At 41.9% G+C, this 18,375-nt stretch carries 17 protein-coding genes and 1 pseudogene; 5 read left to right on the top strand and 13 right to left on the bottom strand.

All coding sequences use genetic code 11. The annotated features are described in order from the left end of the window. Positions 1-63: 63 nt before the first annotated feature. Complete coding sequence (locus OQJ75_RS02490; RefSeq protein WP_265970702.1) at positions 64-1,032, bottom strand: tyrosine-type recombinase/integrase; 969 nt, start codon at positions 1,030-1,032, stop codon at positions 64-66. A gap of 100 nt (positions 1,033-1,132) precedes the next feature. Here OQJ75_RS02490 and OQJ75_RS02495 point away from each other — a divergent pair, with 100 nt between their 5' ends. Together OQJ75_RS02495 and yciH are read left to right on the top strand one after the other, a co-directional pair. Beyond that, on the top strand, positions 1,133-1,501 hold the full coding sequence (locus tag OQJ75_RS02495; RefSeq protein WP_102383143.1) for a DUF3319 domain-containing protein: 369 nt from the start codon (positions 1,133-1,135) through the stop codon (positions 1,499-1,501). Positions 1,502-1,504: 3 nt separating this feature from the next. Continuing rightward, positions 1,505-1,816 carry a stress response translation initiation inhibitor YciH gene (gene yciH, locus OQJ75_RS02500; protein ID WP_265970701.1) on the top strand — a complete coding sequence of 104 codons (312 nt, stop codon included), beginning with the start codon at positions 1,505-1,507 and terminating at the stop codon, positions 1,814-1,816. Between the two features lie 544 nt (positions 1,817-2,360). Here yciH and OQJ75_RS02505 read toward each other — a convergent pair. Next, positions 2,361-2,624, bottom strand: coding sequence for a glycyl-tRNA synthetase subunit alpha (locus OQJ75_RS02505; protein ID WP_265970700.1), 264 nt, complete (start codon positions 2,622-2,624; stop codon positions 2,361-2,363). Between the two features lie 426 nt (positions 2,625-3,050). Between OQJ75_RS02505 and OQJ75_RS02510 the strand changes: the two are divergent. Further along, positions 3,051-4,295 (top strand): annotated as a pseudogene (locus tag OQJ75_RS02510) (GGDEF domain-containing protein). A 753-nt stretch (positions 4,296-5,048) separates the two neighbouring features. Here OQJ75_RS02510 and OQJ75_RS02515 read toward each other — a convergent pair. From OQJ75_RS02515 to OQJ75_RS02555, 9 genes are all read right to left on the bottom strand, one after another. Next, positions 5,049-5,201: a YoaH family protein gene (locus tag OQJ75_RS02515; protein WP_004731009.1), complete on the bottom strand. Its 153-nt coding sequence runs from the start codon at positions 5,199-5,201 to the stop codon at positions 5,049-5,051. Between the two features lie 41 nt (positions 5,202-5,242). Then, positions 5,243-6,388 carry a conjugal transfer protein TraF gene (locus tag OQJ75_RS02520; protein WP_265970699.1) on the bottom strand — a complete coding sequence of 382 codons (1,146 nt, stop codon included), beginning with the start codon at positions 6,386-6,388 and terminating at the stop codon, positions 5,243-5,245. Between the two features lie 50 nt (positions 6,389-6,438). Continuing rightward, complete coding sequence (locus OQJ75_RS02525) at positions 6,439-7,326, bottom strand: DUF2861 family protein (protein ID WP_265970698.1); 888 nt, start codon at positions 7,324-7,326, stop codon at positions 6,439-6,441. Further along, a complete protein-coding gene (vxrB, locus tag OQJ75_RS02530; protein WP_017632827.1) occupies positions 7,326-7,985 on the bottom strand; it encodes a response regulator transcription factor VxrB in 660 nt (219 codons plus the stop codon). Before vxrB ends, OQJ75_RS02525 begins: the two co-directional genes overlap by 1 nt. Next, positions 7,960-9,432, bottom strand: coding sequence for a sensor histidine kinase VxrA (gene vxrA / locus OQJ75_RS02535; RefSeq protein WP_265970697.1), 1,473 nt, complete (start codon positions 9,430-9,432; stop codon positions 7,960-7,962). Before vxrA ends, vxrB begins: the two co-directional genes overlap by 26 nt. Positions 9,433-9,714: 282 nt before the next feature. Further along, positions 9,715-11,112 (bottom strand): Re/Si-specific NAD(P)(+) transhydrogenase subunit beta, encoded by a 1,398-nt coding sequence (gene pntB, locus OQJ75_RS02540; protein ID WP_017632825.1) that lies wholly within the window; start codon positions 11,110-11,112, stop codon positions 9,715-9,717. Between the two features lie 10 nt (positions 11,113-11,122). Continuing rightward, positions 11,123-12,673, bottom strand: a complete 1,551-nt coding sequence (gene pntA, locus OQJ75_RS02545; RefSeq protein ID WP_176679671.1) for a Re/Si-specific NAD(P)(+) transhydrogenase subunit alpha — start codon at positions 12,671-12,673, stop codon at positions 11,123-11,125. Between the two features lie 391 nt (positions 12,674-13,064). Further along, positions 13,065-13,346 (bottom strand): HlyU family transcriptional regulator, encoded by a 282-nt coding sequence (locus OQJ75_RS02550; protein ID WP_265970696.1) that lies wholly within the window; start codon positions 13,344-13,346, stop codon positions 13,065-13,067. Between the two features lie 39 nt (positions 13,347-13,385). Further along, complete coding sequence (locus OQJ75_RS02555; protein ID WP_017060104.1) at positions 13,386-13,754, bottom strand: late competence development ComFB family protein; 369 nt, start codon at positions 13,752-13,754, stop codon at positions 13,386-13,388. Positions 13,755-14,148: 394 nt separating this feature from the next. Between OQJ75_RS02555 and OQJ75_RS02560 the strand changes: the two genes are divergently transcribed. Continuing rightward, positions 14,149-15,390: a GGDEF domain-containing protein gene (locus tag OQJ75_RS02560; RefSeq protein WP_265970695.1), complete on the top strand. Its 1,242-nt coding sequence runs from the start codon at positions 14,149-14,151 to the stop codon at positions 15,388-15,390. Positions 15,391-15,531: 141 nt separating this feature from the next. Here the strand turns inward: OQJ75_RS02560 and OQJ75_RS02565 are convergent, their stop codons facing one another. Then, positions 15,532-16,542 (bottom strand): Solitary outer membrane autotransporter beta-barrel domain, encoded by a 1,011-nt coding sequence (locus OQJ75_RS02565; protein ID WP_265970694.1) that lies wholly within the window; start codon positions 16,540-16,542, stop codon positions 15,532-15,534. 77 nt (positions 16,543-16,619) lie between these two features. Then, positions 16,620-17,570 (bottom strand): diguanylate cyclase domain-containing protein, encoded by a 951-nt coding sequence (locus OQJ75_RS02570; RefSeq protein ID WP_265970693.1) that lies wholly within the window; start codon positions 17,568-17,570, stop codon positions 16,620-16,622. 152 nt (positions 17,571-17,722) lie between these two features. Here OQJ75_RS02570 and OQJ75_RS02575 point away from each other — a divergent pair, with 152 nt between their 5' ends. Continuing rightward, positions 17,723-18,160 (top strand): DUF3069 domain-containing protein, encoded by a 438-nt coding sequence (locus OQJ75_RS02575; protein WP_004731036.1) that lies wholly within the window; start codon positions 17,723-17,725, stop codon positions 18,158-18,160. Positions 18,161-18,375 lie beyond the last annotated feature (215 nt).

The following is an 18,375-nucleotide window of genomic DNA, read 5'->3' on the forward strand; positions in this document are numbered from 1 at the left end:
AAATCTATCGTTTGAGCCGCAACTTATATCCAAATAACAATATCCAAGTAATCTACGAAGCGCTTATTGCCAAGGTATTAGCGCCTTAAACTTCAGCTTCTCACTCTCAGCCGTTCCAGTGAAACCAACATATTGGGCAGGCATTGCAGGGCTGAGCCAACGACCAAAGTCCTGAATCTCTCTTACCTTAAAACCTTGTTTAGACAACTCTTGCGCTGCACCAACACGAATCGAATTTCCAGAGAAATGATGGTTTTCTGGAAGTTGCAGTAAGTCGCTAGCTCTTCTCAATATCCGGTAAATGGACGAATCATCTAAAGTCTGCAAACCAATATTCTCATGCTTGTCTATCGCTCGAAATACCGCCAACTCATCTTGTATACCAGCAAACGAAAGCCAACGTTGAAGTGCAATACTGGCTATTTGTGACAACTGATAAGCAGAATCTTTGACTGTTACTTTATAATGATCTTCGACGTACTCAACATCACTCATCGATAACGCCTTAAGTTCTGAGCGCTTTAAAGCACACTCGAACATCACATTATAAATAGCGATGTCTCTGATCTCTTTCAAGTTTGCTTTCTCATGGGAGAGTAACGTATTTAAATCAGTGAGATGCACAGATGTCATAGCATTGGTTTGTTTGGCGTCACCGGCCATTTGAGATTGTAAGTGGAGCAGGGTAAAACGAACTTGCCTATGCTTAATCGGGTTAGCAAAGCCGAGCACAGTGTGCAACATGCTAAGCGTTGCAGTGTAACGTTTTAGGGATGCGTATTTTCTAGCGTTAGACTCAGTTTCAAGAAAACGACGAACAGCGGTTATAGATGCGGGAAGTGTACTAATACGATGTCTAGTACAGAACGCATGATAGCGATTCCAGTCACTGTAAATGCCCAATAGTGAATTATGAGAATATTGATAACCTGTCAACTCGTCTATAATTTCAATTGTCACGTGCTTGTTTAATTTTTCAACAAATGAATTAATTATCACAGGGTCGGTTAAAATAGGGACTTTTTTTCTCAAATTACCGTACCTCGATAGGTGTTTTTACCATATTATGCTTGATATCATTATAAGTATACTTATGATTAATGCAGCGAAAACAAAAAGATGATCAATAGATATGGCTAATTCAATTTACCGAAGCATCCATCTTCAATCGACGGATGCCACTAACACGGTTTGGCGTGCGAAGTTAAAAAATAATGTTATTCAAGGCAACCTAGCTGCCGTTAAGAAGAGTATTGATTGGTGGATTGAAACCGCATCTATTATTGATCCAAAAGAGTTCACTGCGTTAAATAAGTCGAGAGGAACTGGTGGTTCGACGGAAAACTTCAACGGCTACCAAATCAAGAATGACACCGGTGAGCCTAATGCGTGGTATTGCATGTTTAACGGTCGCCTAATTAAAGGCGGCAAGATTGCTATCCAACGTCATATAGAAGCTTACTTACTCGCAAAACAAAAAGCAGAGCAACAAAAGAAGTAAATTATGAGCCTAGTATATTCAACAGAAACAGGTCGTATTAAGCCTGAAGAAGAGAAAGTCCAACGTCCTAAAGGCGATGGGATTGTTCGAATCCAAAAAGAAACCAAAGGCCGTAAAGGCAAAGGCGTTTCTGTCGTTACTGGCTTAGACCTAGATGACGCACCATTAAAACTCATGGCAGCAGAACTTAAGAAAGTTTGCGGCTGTGGTGGCTCAGCAAAAGATGGCAACATCGAAATTCAAGGCGACGCGCGCGACAAGATCAAAGCGCATCTTGAAAAGAAAGGCTACAAAGTTAAATTCGCTGGCGGTTAATCTCTAACTAATACCAGGGTTAAAATCGAAGATTATTATCACTGGATATTAGGTATTTTATGGTAAATAACCATTATGGTTAAATACACAGTATAAATCAGAGAATATCGACACTGATTAAAGGCAGGGCATCACGCAAAGATACCTGCCTTATAAACACCAAAACCAATTTAACATAACGTACATAATACGCAGTGACGGACATTGAAATCTGAGATTATTCAGCACCTTAGTTCTTGCGGATTTTGCACACAACGCTTGAATAAGTCTTTCATGTCATGGGTTTTATGGGTCTTGTTTGTCCGTTTACAAGCGTTGACGTGGCCAATGGCTACATCATTCTAGACAGCAACTTTAATAACGAGAACTTTTGTTCTTCTGATCAAACTTACCACTATTTCTGTTTACACCAATGATTCAAGGTACTGTATGTCAATCTTGTGTGTATCGCTGTTCGTTTCGCTTCAGATTTCACACACGAGCGTGTTTTTAATCAACTCCACACGCTGAATTCTGTTTTGAGTTACCTGCCAATTCAGACTCGTTAGGAATTTCGTACGCTTACAAAATTCTCGAGAAAACTCTCATCATCCAGCAAGTACAATATATCTTGAGCTGCATTTTGAAAAACTTCTTGGATTACACCTTCAATACCATATTCATGAAAGGACCTCGATTTATCCAAATAAATTGTGCTGTTAGAAAAATCGATAACTCCAACAGCGGCTAATCCTGCCAGTTTAAATGCCTCATCAAAAGTTATTGGAGTGCCAAGCTTATGCGCCAATCGATTTGTAATGTTATTCACACCGCGTAGAAATTCCGTGCCGTTCTGAGAAATAGTCCTCTGCTTGAGTTTATGTATAAAAGTGACACTGCAACGAAAGTGTACTCGAGAATTATAAATATTGTGGGGCAAATTGGACTACATAACCGCTCTCTTAGCTCTGTACGCAACAAAACATGCACTTTCTATTTAACTGCATATTTATACAGTTAAATATTCTCCCCGTAAAAACCGCACTTATTGATTGAATATTAAACAAAAATAACAAAATACGAGGGCGCTTTGATTTATTATGAATTTAATAAATCTGTTTCCTGTATAAAAGTCGGCTGTTTGTTCGTTTTTGGATGCTACGATTCCACCACACCGCAATTCAAAAGTAATCTTTGGTTGCGCCAGAATAAGGCATCGCGCATAATCAAACAGTCACACGTACTGATTAATATTATGAGCGATAAAGCTTTCAGACAACTCAACATATTCCTTTCTGTTTTATGCCTGGCAGTCACTGATCTCTTTTCGTACTATTATGGATAAGAACTACATCATCACACCAGACAGATACCCGACCCTTGTTAACACTGACAGAGACCATGATGGCGGCACGATAGGTTCACTACACAAGTCGAAAGATGGAATTGAGTTACAGTGTGACTTTAAACGAACTATAACGCTCCATTCTGTGAGATTGAATTCGTAATATCGACAGAAGGTAAAGGGCTCGATCTCTCTACCTATGATTCAGTCACTATCAACATGGATTACCAAGGCCAAGAGAATCCAAGATTTCGCTTCTACATTCGGAACTACGATGAGAACTACAGCGTTCAGGCGACGCGATGTCCAACAAGTTCAATCGCTTAGATTTCTCATTATCCGATATAGGCAACATCAACTTAGATTACTTCAATGTTCCGCTTTGGTGGATTGATTATTACAACCACCCTATTACTAATAGCGCGGTGGATATTACCAATGCCGTTTCTGTTGAGCTTGGACTTGGCGCTAGCACGCTTGACGGTCACCATAAGCTCACTGTAAAAAGCATTGTATTCCACGGCAAGACGATGGACCGTGTTGTGCTAGGAAAGCTGTTGATCGGATTATGGGTGATGTACGCGATCTTGTGCTTTATACATCGCCAAGCGAGCGAAAAACGTTGCTGCAGAACACAGACATTTGTTAACCCAAGAGATCGAAGAGTTAAAGGTAAAGGCAACAACCGACCCTTTAACTGGTTGCAGAAACCGAACAGAAGCGTTGGATACCTTCTATGATTTTGAACGTCTTGCGCAACAAGGTAAATCGATTCATATCGCTCTATTCGACCTAGACCATTTCAAGCAAGTAAACGACCAATACGGCCATGAAGTGGGTGATCAGGTTCTGATTCAGTTTGTCGCTACAGCATCAGAGAACCTCGGTGAGCACTACTTATTGTACCGTTGGGGTGGTGAAGAATTTCTACTGGTCTGCATCGATCAAAATACGCTACAGTGTAACGAAAGTATCACTAATCTCTATGATGCGCTTGAGCAAAGCGATTGGCCATTTAAACTTGCGATCACTGCATCTGGTGGATTTACACAACTGACACAAAATGAATCAATTCGTTCAGCTATTAAACGGGCAGCTCAGGCGCTCTACCAAGCCAAGGACAACGGACGAAACCAAGTCGTTACGTCTTATTAAGGTTCGTGAGACTGCAGCTAAAGCTATACAATACTCAATTAATGCTCTGTCGCTAACTGCTTCGTATAGTAGCCAATAGATTCTCAACAGCTGATTAAACGAAGTCATAAATAAGCTTTGTTGACTCGACATAGCTACTCCAATCGACTCACACTTTTAAGCTCCCTCTTCTTACCCTGAATAACCCGACAGTAGTACTCTCAGGTTGATTGTATCCTCCCAGATCACTCCCCTATAAAGAGCTTCTTTACGTCTCTATGTTCATAAATATCTATTCTGAAATTAGCATATTTGACCGACTAAGATTGGGTTAAGCCGAGTTAAATCGATCCCGCTATCGGTATTGAGCAAATCGGTTACTACTTATTTAGCTCTGTTCTTAGTTCAAATGCCCAATCATCTATTTACCCACATTCTCCTGATCATATGCTACTCAAAATAGAAGTCACAGCCTCACCAGACTGAAAAAACGCCATATATTTAACTACTTAGGCACAGTGACATAAATGCTGACACCTAGGGTGGTAGTTGTTTCACTTTCAGGTCTGCTTGTAATTTAATTACAAATGGAAACCAAGAAAAGCCTTCAAAGTGAATTACTCTGACGTAAGTTGCTGAATAAGCTAAATTTAAGGGTTTTGGTTAGGCCGAGATTTAGGGTAACTAAAGGGCTGGTATGTACAAAATAATATACTAGAGGGCAATATATTTAGTTATAGTGCATTAAGGTGTTAAAAAAGAAGGGCTGATGCCCTACTCTTCTTTATTACTCATTTCTTCACGAATTTGCTCAGCAACGATTTTGATAGCTTGTGCTGTGCTGATGCCCTGAGTCATCATTTCTTGAATTCGTTCAACAGCTTTCTGTTGTTCTTCGTGAGAAAGGGTTGGTAAGTCGTTTAGCATGCTCTGCTCCTTTGTTTAGGAGCAGAACTATATAAGGACTGTTAGTAACTAGCAAGGAAATTGATTGAAGCACCCATCGCATTTTCATTCGTGTAGTTAGCACTGATATCTAACTGGAATAAATTAAGGGGAGACAAACCAATACCAGCGGTGACTGTTCCTTCCGAATCCGAATAAGCCAAGTTCTTGTAGTACCCTCCCCTTAACTTAAGCTGACGTAGCAAGTCGACTTCAGTACCCACACGAATCATCTGCTCGTTATCATCAAAGGACGTGAACTTTTCTGTCTCATTCAAATCGTAATCGACACTTAACGTAAAGTAGTCAGACACGATACCTGCACCAACCGTGTAAACCGGCTCAAGTTGGTAAGTGTATTTACCACCTACTTGATGAGTTGCACCACTAGTGCTTGTGATTGTTTTTGAAGTATCTTTCGTTTCGATATCTCGAGAGATTAAGTTCGTTGCTGCAACACCTACACGAAATGGGCCGAAGAACCAAAGTGCGCCGGCATCCATGTTAAATGCCGTCTCACCATCACCATTTTCTCTGACATCAGACAAGTCATAATCATTAACCGAAGCGATGTAGTTGTACGTGTAAATACGTTGAATCTTAGGTGTGACACCAAATGAGATGTGTTGGCCCATAAAGGTTTGGTATTTTGCTAAAGAAAGACCAACTTCAGTAACACCGATTGAAACTGCTTCAACCGTAGATAATTCAAGCTTATCTGTATCTGAACCCCTGGTATAAACGTCGGGTGTGGCAAACGATTCTGTGTAGGCTTTTGCGAAAAGGTTTGCCGCGACAAACTGGTTTGGAAGAGCAAATGCGACAACACCACCGAGTTCAACGTTCGCTTGATTGCCATCGAGCTTATCAAGGGCGGCATTTAAATCTGATGTGTTTGTTGCGTCGATAACATTATCGATATTCGATTTCATGTCATCAGGGTCGTTATAACTACCACCAAAGCTTGGTGTAATCATGCCCATGTCATCGTTACGACGATAGATCGCAACCAATGCTGGGTTATAGAATGGAGCGGTTAGGAAGTTTGCAGAAACAACACCAACACCACCCATAGCATCACCACGCGCTTCAATGGCGTAGTTTGCTGCTGAAAGAGGAAGACTGGCGAATGCAATTGACGCTGCGAGTAGTTTAGTAGTTTTTTTCATGCCGTTTATCTTTGTTAGATCCCTTACATAGTTAACGGCACAATTTTAAATTACTTTAACTCTTCTTCGCTAGAAATATCATAAGTTTTACTGATAGTTTGTGCTTGTTCTATCGCTATGTCGCCTTGCCAACGCGAATGTACCATTGAAACGGCAAGTACGTAGCGATCATTGGGTAGATCTTCACCCGTAAGATTCATCGGGTAATCAGATTCGTAGCTCTTTCCCCAGACCTGTTCATAGTGTTCGTCGACATAATCGTACAAACCAACTTCAAGTTTAGGAAGTGGACAATAAGGGTTAAGCAGTTCTTTCTTATCGATACGCCACGTGTCTTTAGATGCCCAGCGAACTTGCTGACGCATGGCAACTTCACCAAGAATAACCCAAGTGCTCCAAGAGTTACCGCCATCACCTTTTACGTTTAAACGATATAGTCCAGAATCAAGCTGAGACGCTAAGTTATAGCGCTTACGATACAAATTGACTGAGGCGTTGTTGACGACTTCGTTCTCTTTGGTGAATTCACTATCAGACGAAACAACTTTATCGACCCATTTTTCAAAGGTGATATCTTGAATATTGTTATCAGATTCGACCTCAATCGCAACACGGAATGTATCTCGCCCCGGGCTTTGAATGACGTGTCTTTTTACGACTACCGAACTGACCCAATCCGGTAATGTCTTTTTGGTGAGGGTTTTACCACAATCTTTATTCAACGCTTGGTCAAACAGTTCATTGAGGTGATCTTCTCGAGACTGAGAAGCATTAATCTGCCAAACTTCCACTAATGAATCAAACATCTGGGACAAATCGTTATCCAATAAATGCTTGTGCACTTGGGTTAGAGCATCGCTGTTCTTAAACCAATCTGCAGCGTGCGCGTTATTGAACACGCCAGACAGCAATAATAGTGGAAGTAAGGCTTTTTTCATTACGCTTTCATCTTGTAGCCAACGCCACGTAGCGTTTCGATTTCTAGACCCGGCAATTTCTGTCTAAGTTGCAGAACGTGTGTGTCTACTGTACGTGTTGTTGGGAAGTGGTTGTAACCCCATACGTGATCAAGCAGCTCGTCACGAGTGAAAACGCGACCAAGGTTGCTTGCCAAGAACAATAGTAAGTCAAACTCTGTGCGTGTTAGCGTTACTTCTTGTTCGTTGAAAAACACTTCACGAGTTGCTTTATCGATAACAAGGTTTTGAGCGATGACTTTTGATGCATCTTGTTCTTCAGCATCTGGTAAGCGAAGTTGAGCACGAATACGAGCAAACAGCTCTGCTTCTGCAAACGGCTTAGTTAGGTAGTCGTTAGCGCCTGAATCTAAACCCGCTACTTTGTCTTTTACTGTAACTAATGCGGTTAGCAAAATGACAGGGATGTCTTTCTTTTTCTTCCAACCAGGAAGTGAATCTACTGAGTCACCATCAGGAAGTTGACGGTCTAGGATAACCAGATCCGCTTGTTCCCAATAGCCTTCAACTTCAGAGATCAGTTCTGCATGCAAACATTCATATCCAGCTTGCTCAAGGCTAACTAATAAACCGTCAGCTAAATTTTTATCATCTTCAACGAGAAGCAATGTCTGTTTCACAAGGTATCTCCAAAATAAATGTTGTTGGGGGGCCGATAAGCGTCATGTGACCGCCCATTTTTCCGACCATAGATTCCACTATCGTCAGACCTAAACCGAGTCCACTCTTACTAACGAATGGCTTTCTTAGTTGCCCCCAATCTTTGCGGGACAAGTCTCCATTATCTATAACTTTGAATGTCAGCTTCTTGTCAGAAGTATTCAGTTCTAGTATCACTGGTGCGACACCGTATTTAACAGCGTTTCTGATCAGGTTATCGATACACGTTCCTAACCAATATACGTTTACTTTTGCAGCAATATCTTTGTTAACACGCAGTTCAATTCCCGGCGCGAAATCTTCTTCAACTTTGTACTGAAGCCACTCTTCGACACTCGGCACCCACTCTGTCGCGAGTGGTTGATTGTCTGACTGTAAATAGTCTTTACTTGCTTCAGCTAACTGTCTTAAACGACGAGTATCTTCGCACAATCTACGGAACTCACCATATACCGATTCTGGTAAGTGTTCGAATTCGCGTCTGAACCCTTCAACCGTCAATGACAAACTCGCAATCGGCGTTCTTAATTCGTGCGTTAGAATTTGAAGAACAAGCATACGGCTCTTCATCTCTTGTTTCTTACTGTTCCAACGATAAACGGCCCAACCAAGCACCAACATGATGTTGGCGATCACCAAGATAAACATGGCGACTTGTAGCAGCTCCGAATGATCTTCTATTTCCCAACAGACGTTACCGCGTTGGACAAAACAGCTGTTGCCTTCTGAAGACAAACTGAACGACAGCCCTGCAAGCGTTGCGTTTTCGTTCCAGACTGATTCTTTATACAGGTAATATCTGTCGCCGCGTTTTACCCACATTTCGTCCAATTCAACGAACATGCTCGCGCCAGCTAACAGTGCAGTAATAGCTTCGTTATCCATCTGCTGCAAACGAGACAACAATTCATCATGTTCAGCGTTTGGTCGCTCTTGAATGTGCATATAGCGCTTCAAAGAATCGAACTTTTCTGGGTATTTCTCAACGTAACGAGCAGCGTAAGACCCTCCACCTGGGTGAATCAAACCACTACGACTAAACCATCGGTCTGAAAGCTTGGTGCCTTTACACATCGCGCGAGTAAAAACCAAAGGTTCTGTGATCAAAGGGCTTAACGGTAACTTTCCGCTACACGTTTTTGATAACTGGTATAAGCGTTGGATGTCTTTTAACGGATACTCTGCCGTTTGTGGCAGCATTGAAGACGGCATGATCAAGCGAGTTGGATAATCAGCCTGAAGCAATCGAATGTCATAAGATTCAACTGCCGTTTCATGATCAAAGAGTTTGGTAAAGTTATCGATACGCTCAGGCAAAGAGTCAGCAAACGCGTTTACTGACACTGACAATGTAGCGATAAGAAGTGTAAATTTTCTTTTGATGATCACAACCCAGCGCAAATTCATATAGATCAATCAAATATATACCATTCGCTATCAAAGATAAATTTTTAACCGCATGAAAAACAGTGAGAATGACGACTATCAGCGGTTAATTCCATGATAATACGGCGGTGCCGTGCATGCGTACTAGTTCATTGATTTAATAACACGTCAATCCAAGGGCGGATGTTTCATGATGAGAACTTTGCGATTATATGCGAATGATTATCAAAGAATCACTTTCCGCTGTTCAAAAAAAGGAGCTCATATGAGCTCCTTCGTTTACAGGTGTTTTTAGAACAAGCCTTATAGGTGCTCTAAAATCCCTAGACAGCTCTGTTTCGCATCGCCAAACAACATCTGTGTGTTCTCTTTAAAGAACAGTGGGTTTTGAACACCTGCGTAACCTGTATTCATAGAACGTTTGAACACGATAACGTTTTGAGCGTTCCAAACTTCCAGAACTGGCATGCCAGCGATCGGGCTGTTTGGATCTTCTAATGCTGCAGGGTTCACGGTGTCGTTTGCACCAATAACCAATACAGTATCTGTCTCGTCGAAGTCATCGTTGATTTCGTCCATTTCAAGAACGATATCGTAAGGTACTTTTGCTTCAGCAAGTAGTACGTTCATGTGACCCGGTAACCTACCTGCAACTGGGTGGATACCAAATCGAACATTTACGCCCTGCGCTCTTAGCTTCTCAGTGATTTCGTGCACTGGGTACTGAGCTTGAGCTACTGCCATGCCGTATCCCGGTGTGATGATTACTGACTTAGAGTTCTTAAGCATGTCAGCCACATCTTCAGCTGAAGTTTCACGGTGTTCACCCTGCTCTTCATCGCCATCAGATACTGTGACTTCTTGGCCAAAGCCACCAGCGATAACACTAATGAACGAACGGTTCATCGCCTTACACATAATGTACGACAGAATTGCACCTGACGAACCAACGAGTGCACCGGTTACGATAAGCAAGTCGTTCGCAAGCATGAAACCTGCCGCCGCCGCTGCCCAACCTGAGTACGAGTTCAGCATAGAAACAACCACTGGCATATCTGCACCACCAATCGATGCCACTAGGTGGTAACCGAATGCAAATGCGATAAGGGTCATTACCATCAGTGCAAACATGCTGCCGTCTGCTTTCACGAACATGATCATAAGCAGTGTAGAAACAACGATAGCCGCTAGGTTCCATTTGTGCTTGTGAGGAATGTTCAGTGCAGACGAAGAGATAACGCCGCGAAGCTTACCAAACGCAACAATCGAACCTGTGAACGTCACAGCACCGATAAACACGCCAAGGAACACTTCTACTAGGTGGATCACGTGCTCTGCATGAATATCAGCAGGGTTAAGTGACACAGCCGCCGGTGGATCGATGTAGCTGTTGTAACCCACAAGTACCGCTGCCATACCTACGAAGCTGTGCAGAATTGCCACCAGCTCAGGCATTTCAGTCATTTCTACTTTTCTTGCGTAGTGGATACCAATACCACCACCGATCACCATTGCGATGATGATCCACACAATACCCGCTGAGTGAGGGCCAAAGATCGTCGCGATCAACGCGATTGCCATACCCGTGATACCGTAATAGTTACCTGCACGTGCAGATTCCTGCTTCGATAATCCAGCCAAGCTCATAATAAAGAATACAGCAGCAACAATATAAGCTGCTTGTACTAATCCTTCAGACATCTGTTACTCCTTAGTCTTTACGGAACATTTCAAGCATACGTTTGGTCACAGTAAAGCCACCAAAGATATTGATACTTGCAATTAAAACGGCAATGAAAGAGAGGAAAGTCACGACGCCGCTTCCTTGTCCAATCTGTAATAGCGCACCTACCACAATAATCCCTGAAATCGCATTGGTTACAGACATCAAAGGTGTATGAAGAGAATGGCTAACATTCCAAACTACGTAATAACCCACCACACAAGCGAGAACAAAAACGGTAAAGTGAGATAAGAATGCAGCAGGAGCAACCGAAGCTATCCAAGCGAATGCACCAACAGCAACCGCCATACCCGCCGCTTTCTTAATTGGAGAAACAGGTTCTTCAACTTTAGGCTCGGGTTTCGCTGCTTTTGGTTTCGCTTGTTGCTGAGGTTGAGCAGAAACTTGAATGGGTGGAGCTGGCCAAGTCACCTCGCCTTCTTTAACCACAGTAACACCGCGCAGCACAACATCTTCAAAGTCGATATTGATGTTGCCGTCTTTCTCTTTGCAAAGCAGTTTCAGTAAGTTAACAAGGTTAGTCGCGTACAGCTGAGAGGATTGAGTCGGTAAACGACCAACCATATCGGTGTAACCAACAACTTTGACACCATTCGCAGTAGTGATGACTTGATCCGCAACCGTGTATTCACAGTTACCGCCATTCGCAGCCGCCAGATCCACAATCACGCTACCCGCACTCATGCTATCTACCATCTCTTTGGTAATTAGCTTGGGTGCAGGACGACCTGGAATCAGTGCCGTCGTAATGATGATATCAACGTCTTTTGCTTGAGCCGCGTAAAGTTCTTCCGCTTTCTTATTGAATGCTTCAGACATCTCTTTCGCATAGCCATCACCAGCGCCTGTATCCTCTTGGAAATCAACTTCCAAGAATTCAGCACCCATCGACTCTACTTGTTCTTTTACTTCAGGGCGAACATCGAATGAACGAACAATCGCACCTAAGCTACCTGCTGCACCAATTGCCGCTAGACCAGCAACACCCGCACCTGCAACCAGTACTTTCGCTGGTGGAACTTTACCTGCCGCTGTTATTTGACCTGTGAAGAATCGGCCAAATTCATGTGCCGCTTCAACAACCGCACGATAACCCGCGATGTTTGCCATAGAACTTAGCGCATCGAGTGCTTGAGCTCTTGAAATACGAGGCACAGAATCCATCGCCATCACATTGATGTTACGACTGGACAATTGTTCCATTAATTCTGGGTTTTGAGCAGGCCAAATAAAGCTGACCAATGTTGCGCCATCTTTAAGTAGATCGATTTCATTTTTAGATTCGTCAACGATCGGGGCGTTAACTTTAAAGATAATATCGGACTTCCAAGCTTCATCTGCGCTTACAACTTTTGCACCAGCTTGTTCATAAGCTGAATCTTCAAAACTTGCTAGCGCACCTGCTTGTGATTCAACACAAACTTCAAATCCTAACTTTAGAAGCTGTTCGACCGATTTCGGCGATGCAGCGACTCGCGTTTCACCAGCGAGCGTTTCTCTTGGTACACCTATCAACAAATTAGACTCCTTGTGTATCAATTTGTGATTATTATTCTTACCAAAGACAAATTAAAGAGGTCGTAAGCGCACTTGGCTACACCAATTTGCATAGCGACACTTCAACTATTGGCACAATGACTTATTCGTTTGTATCTAACGACAACTAATACTTCAAGCGTTTTGTTCAAAGAACAGAAAAAGTTATTACTTATAACGATTTGGATAGAATTTGAGCGCTTAATTTCGATAAATGAAGGCCCTCTCGAATAAAGAGGTCAAACCACTTGCCAATAATCCTTTTGATAACAACCGACTAGCTGTTCTTTATCCCTAAAACTAAAAAGAGCTTTCAGCATATACACTGAAAGCTCTCTAAATTATGACCAACATCAATTCTAACCCTAATTGGCTAGCTAAATATGTTGTCGCCCATTTGGTCGATGAACATCTGCGATTTCTTGAGCATCAGTTCGTTGGCGTCTTCTTTGTTTGAAACAACATCTGAACGAATAAAACGATGATTTTTAATTTCACCGTCAATTTCTTTCTCGATTCGCCCAGCAACACGGTATTGACCAGATTCAGCAATGGCATCTTGATAGATATTGAAGCCTTTATATTCGACTGACTCAATTTCTACTTTTTGTTCGGTTTTTTCTTTGCCACCAAATAATCTAGAAAAGAATCCCACGTTTTTTACTCCTTAAATGACCGTATTCACCCTAAACTATCATGACTGTTTACGGTTCAACAACGGCTTTTCATACCATTGCAATTCTACGTCATCGTCAAAATTGTGTTGACTAAATATAACAGGCACATTGTCGTCACGTTCGCGTCTTCGATCGTCAATAATCATACTTTCTGCATTTTTGACCGCGATCTCACTATTGCGTTTATAGAGCACCAATTTGTCTTCTGGCAGTGCTGACAGGAAATCGATATCAAAACGAATATAGATAGGCTTTAGCTGACCTAAAGCCAAGCACGCGAGATCGGCCAACTGTTCGTTGGTATAACTAGACACATATTCCTCGGTAGCCAATACATGACCTACCAGAGTTTCCATATAGTTATGTACATCAACACTTATTTGCATACTACACCTCCATTTGTAGCGGTTGTTTATGACCGAGTTTCAGCCAATGAACAACCTAATCGCAAAACTCACTGTAACTTAGTTATAAACCTTACTTAAATTTCATTACAGATTTACATTTCTCGCTTGTTGGTCATCATGTAACCATTAAGTACAAACCACCTAGCTTTTGTTAAGTATCTATAACGACTAATTAAATTCTCATATATACTGTTTAGTCCGTTCTATAGTTAATAGCAACTCAAATACATATAAAAATGATTGCACCAATAGCGACCTATGACTATGTTTTTGCTCTAATTTAGGCAAAAAGCTTGGCAATTGCTTGTTTAACCGTATCCTACGCATAGTATTAAATAATAAGATCATCAATATAGTTAGGCTCACCACATAAATGGCATCATCTTTTGTAACGTCGAGCATGTTTCGATTTTGCTTCCCTTTAGTCCTGCTAACAATTTTGCTCGTTGGTATGGACAACGTCATTCTCGTGACGGACTCAAATTTAGGGTTTGCTAGCAACCTTCCTTACATTTTATTGAGCGTTGCGGTTCTGCTATGCCACACATTCAGACAAGGTCGAATGGCGATGGTATCGGTGACCATGCTTCTCGCTTATCTGATCATCCAAGTTCGCTTACAAACGCCTCTCAATACTGGCACAACACTATTAGAGCTCTCGTTACTTGCGGCATTGGTACCGGTCACTTGCTTACTTGTTTATGCCTTCCCTGATAACGGCGTAAACTCAAAGTCGATGCTGCTCTACGCCATCGTTCTCGTTCTATTCATGGTGTGGGCACAACTCATCGTCTCCCACTTCCATGCCGGCGGTTTTGAATCATGGAGTGAAGGGCTTCTGTTTATTGTCAGAGACTTCTCCAAACTGCCTTTTGTTTTGGTGTTGTATAGCCTTTGCTTGTTTGGTATTACTGCCATTCTAGTATTGGTGTATAACCGCTCTATCGATGTTGTGGTTTATAGCGCAATTTTGCTTTCTTCTTGTACGTTCATCTTCTTCGACGTTCAATACATCTCCAACACCATGTTCTCATTGTCAGGCACATTGATCATCGTTTATGTGATGTCCGCTAGTCATGATATGGCCTTTAATGACCAACTAACTAATATTCCCGGTCGACACGCCTTAGAAGTCGATATGAAGCACTTAGGGCGTAAGTATTCGCTGGCGATGGTCGATATCGATCACTTTAAGCAATTCAACGATACTTACGGACATGACATTGGCGACGATGTGTTAAAACTGGTGGCTCGCATTCTGAGAGAAACGACCGGTGGCGCGAAAGCTTATCGTTATGGTGGAGAAGAATTCACGATTATCTTTAAAGGCAAACATTCGGAACAAGTTAAAGAGCATCTTCAAGCTCTAATTTCCGAGGTTCAAAACTACAACATGACGATTCGGAATAACCATGAGCGCCCTGATGATCATGAAGTGGGTATGAAAAAGCGTGGTAAGAACGGTAAACCATCGGAAGTGGTGAATGTGACGGTGAGTATTGGATTGTCTGATAGTACAACCACCAGACTTCCTGAAGAGGTGTTAAAGCTTGCTGACCAAGCGCTGTACAAAGCGAAAGAAACCGGTCGAAACAAGCTGTGTATTGACCGTTAACAATGTGATAGTTAAAGATATTGAGTGCTAGAGATCCAAAGGACTGAGGATTAATAGCGGTCTACTTCAATAACTATCACTTCCAAGTTCAACAAGCCTCATTAATTTGAGGGCACGCCGACTAAAGCAGTTAAAAAGAGCTTAATCTTGGTTGAAGAATATAACCAAGCTGCCACCTTTTAAGCTACTTCCGTAGTTAATCGTAAAACCTATTCCCACGTTATCGACCCACTCATTAAACAGGTTTGGATTAAGCAGCCAACCTACGCTGCCTTCATAGTAGGAGGTTGTACCCATCGACTTTACGGTGTCACCACCAATATCAATTCTTCTTATACTCGAGTACATCGAGGTGATGTTCTTATCCCAACGTACGAGATCATAGAAGACCTTGGCTTCATTGGCGATATACCACCCTTCAGGATGACCGACATTGCCATTATTTGCCTCACCCCAGCCGACGCCATTAAAGTAATGCCAACTGGTACTCAATTTATACTTTCCCCAGTCATTCTTATCTTCGTACATCAGCTTGATTTTAGGTTCAATGATATATGCCCAAGCATCAGTATTAAGGTAAACACCATCCAGTTGATCTTGAATAGGCTTTAGTAGAGAAGCGCGATAATCATAGTCATTACGGTAATATGAGATGTGATTGCCAATACCGGAATGAAAGCTCCAATATTCATCTAACTGGGACACATTCGCGAATTCCACGTAACCAGACACTACCGACTCTTTTTGAAAATCTTTTTTATTTGCTGAAGCGTATTCAACATCGTTCTCGATTCGCAACGCAGACAAGCGCAACGTCACCTCTTGATGGTTGTCTTCAATATAACTTGGTAATTCAAATGTGTAAGGCAAGCTCAGGGAGGTGATGCTTTGTCTACGACTGACCGAATCATTCGAACCGATGTTTTCATTGTCCAAACTAAATACTTTATTGGGATCAAAATTATTGATACCAAAAGTGAAAACATCGGTGTCGTTGAGCAATACACTGGTGGCGAAGCTCTGTTCTAAATCCTTTCTGAAACGATCAGTTAGCCAGTTGGCATTAACGGTCGCCGAAAAAACGGTAAAAAATAGAGGAACCGCAAGTGTCCAAGATGTATTCGCCATAGAAAATGACTTCGAATGTGGCATTTCTCTTATCACTAAAGCACTTCGTAGCTCAAACGCTAATAGAAGTATAAACTGAAATATCTAAAAGAGCTCGCCAACTAACGAGCAAGCTCCAAAATGTTGCGTTGTACAAAGGTATTTCTACCACTTTGCTTCGCTTGATAAAGCGCTTGATCGACCTTTTCGTAAATAGAGGCAATAGATTCACCACCTTCAGGCACAAAGGATAACACACCTTGTGATGCTGTCACTCTATCCGATACCGTTGAGTGGTCATGAGCGTAGTTCATCTTATATAATGCCTCTTTAACTCGAGTCGCGTGTACCTTCGCAGCTTCGCTATCTGTATCGCTAAGAATCAAAACAAACTCTTCACCGCCATAACGGCCGACAAATTCACCCGCTCGAACAAAAAGCTGTTTCAAGGTATTAGCAAGCCCTTGTAAGCACTTATCCCCTTGAATATGACCATAATTATCGTTGTAAGGCTTAAAGAAGTCTACATCTAGAAGTATAACTGTCATGGTTATATTACGTCTTCCGTGCCACGCTATGCTCTCTTCAAGCTTAGTATCCATATATCGACGGTTATACAATTTGGTCAAACCATCTTCGTTGGCTTGTTGTTGTAGAAGAATGTTCAGTTCTTCGAGTTTGGCGGTACTTTGTTTTAGCTCTCGTCTCATGTGCGCGATACGTTGCATCGCAATCAGCTTAGAATTTAAAACGACCTTGTTTACCGGTTTGATCAGGTAATCATCACCACCAGCATCAATCGCTTTGGCGATCATTTCTGGCTCTTCATGACCACTCAAGAAGATGATAGGCACCCACTCAGGGAACTGTCGGCGAACCTCGTTAGCGACCTCAAAACCGTCCATATCTGGCATGCTAATATCCAGTAAAACAAGTTCAGGATCAAAATCAGAATAGACGTTCAGGGCTTCTTTTCCGCTACCGACAGCTTCCACAATATGACCCAGTTGCTTGAGTCGAATAGCAAGTTGCATCCTGTCTAGTTGAACATCATCAACCAGCAATATGCGCATCGAAGATCCCTTTTCTATCATCACATCACCTTTATCTAGTGTTGAATATTCAAAGTAGCTCAAATTTGGGCTTAAATCATGCCCTAATCTCTATATTATATTGACTTTTTTACAGAACTTTTTAGCATTGTTTCTTTTTAAAGAGAAATACTATGTCAGACGCTACAAACAACGAAGTACAAGAAATCGATTTAACCACTATCTCACCAGAGCTTCGCCAAGTTATCGAATTTGATGAAGTGCCGAAAGAGATGCACAACATGGTTACTTCTATTCATGAGGTGTCTGAAGAAGCAGTGCGTGAAACTTGGAGCAGCCTTCCAGCAAGCGCACAAAATGTTTTGGACAACTTTGAGCAATTCCACGCTCTAATCTCTGTTAGCCAAGCTTTCGCTGGCGTAAACATGATGGAAGAGTTCCCTACTCTTAAACTTCCAGAAGGCATGTCTGATGAAGAAAAAGAAGAGTACCGAGCTCAACTGCTTGACCAAATTTTACATAATTGTGTGAAAGACATGGCTAAGCAAATCAAGAAAGCACGCCGTGATGCAATCTTGAAGCGTGATTTTAAAGAAGTTTTCATCCGATAAGCCATCATCTCACCTAAATTTAGGTTGAGTGCTTAAAGAAAACTTATGATTGAGCCGTATGTTACTTCAAACATACGACATACGGCTTTTTTATATCCGCTATTTTCTTTACGTCGAGTTTTACATCTGTATATCCTTGTTGCTAATGTTCATATGATTCAACAAACAATATGCCTTCACACTCATACATTGTGGCGCAAGACTCGCAGTTATAC

The sequence above is a fragment of the Vibrio sp. 14G-20 genome (genome assembly GCF_026241515.1).
GTDB lineage: Bacteria > Pseudomonadota > Gammaproteobacteria > Enterobacterales > Vibrionaceae > Vibrio.

Bases quoted from the DNA above. Each gene is read 5' to 3' on its own strand.
- pntB (WP_017632825.1), bottom strand. From the start codon at position 11,112: ATGTCTGAAGGATTAGTACAAGCAGCTTATATTGTTGCTGCTGTATTC.
- OQJ75_RS02495 (WP_102383143.1), top strand. From the start codon at position 1,133: ATGGCTAATTCAATTTACCGAAGCATCCATCTTCAATCGACGGATGCC.
- OQJ75_RS02525 (WP_265970698.1), bottom strand. From the start codon at position 7,326: ATGAAAAAAGCCTTACTTCCACTATTATTGCTGTCTGGCGTGTTCAAT.
- OQJ75_RS02520 (WP_265970699.1), bottom strand. From the start codon at position 6,388: ATGAAAAAAACTACTAAACTACTCGCAGCGTCAATTGCATTCGCCAGT.
- OQJ75_RS02570 (WP_265970693.1), bottom strand. From the start codon at position 17,570: ATGCGCATATTGCTGGTTGATGATGTTCAACTAGACAGGATGCAACTT.
- OQJ75_RS02565 (WP_265970694.1), bottom strand. From the start codon at position 16,542: ATGCCACATTCGAAGTCATTTTCTATGGCGAATACATCTTGGACACTT.
- OQJ75_RS02560 (WP_265970695.1), top strand. From the start codon at position 14,149: ATGGCATCATCTTTTGTAACGTCGAGCATGTTTCGATTTTGCTTCCCT.
- vxrA (WP_265970697.1), bottom strand. From the start codon at position 9,432: ATGAATTTGCGCTGGGTTGTGATCATCAAAAGAAAATTTACACTTCTT.
- OQJ75_RS02575 (WP_004731036.1), top strand. From the start codon at position 17,723: ATGTCAGACGCTACAAACAACGAAGTACAAGAAATCGATTTAACCACT.
- yciH (WP_265970701.1), top strand. From the start codon at position 1,505: ATGAGCCTAGTATATTCAACAGAAACAGGTCGTATTAAGCCTGAAGAA.
- OQJ75_RS02555 (WP_017060104.1), bottom strand. From the start codon at position 13,754: ATGCAAATAAGTGTTGATGTACATAACTATATGGAAACTCTGGTAGGT.
- OQJ75_RS02515 (WP_004731009.1), bottom strand. From the start codon at position 5,201: ATGCTAAACGACTTACCAACCCTTTCTCACGAAGAACAACAGAAAGCT.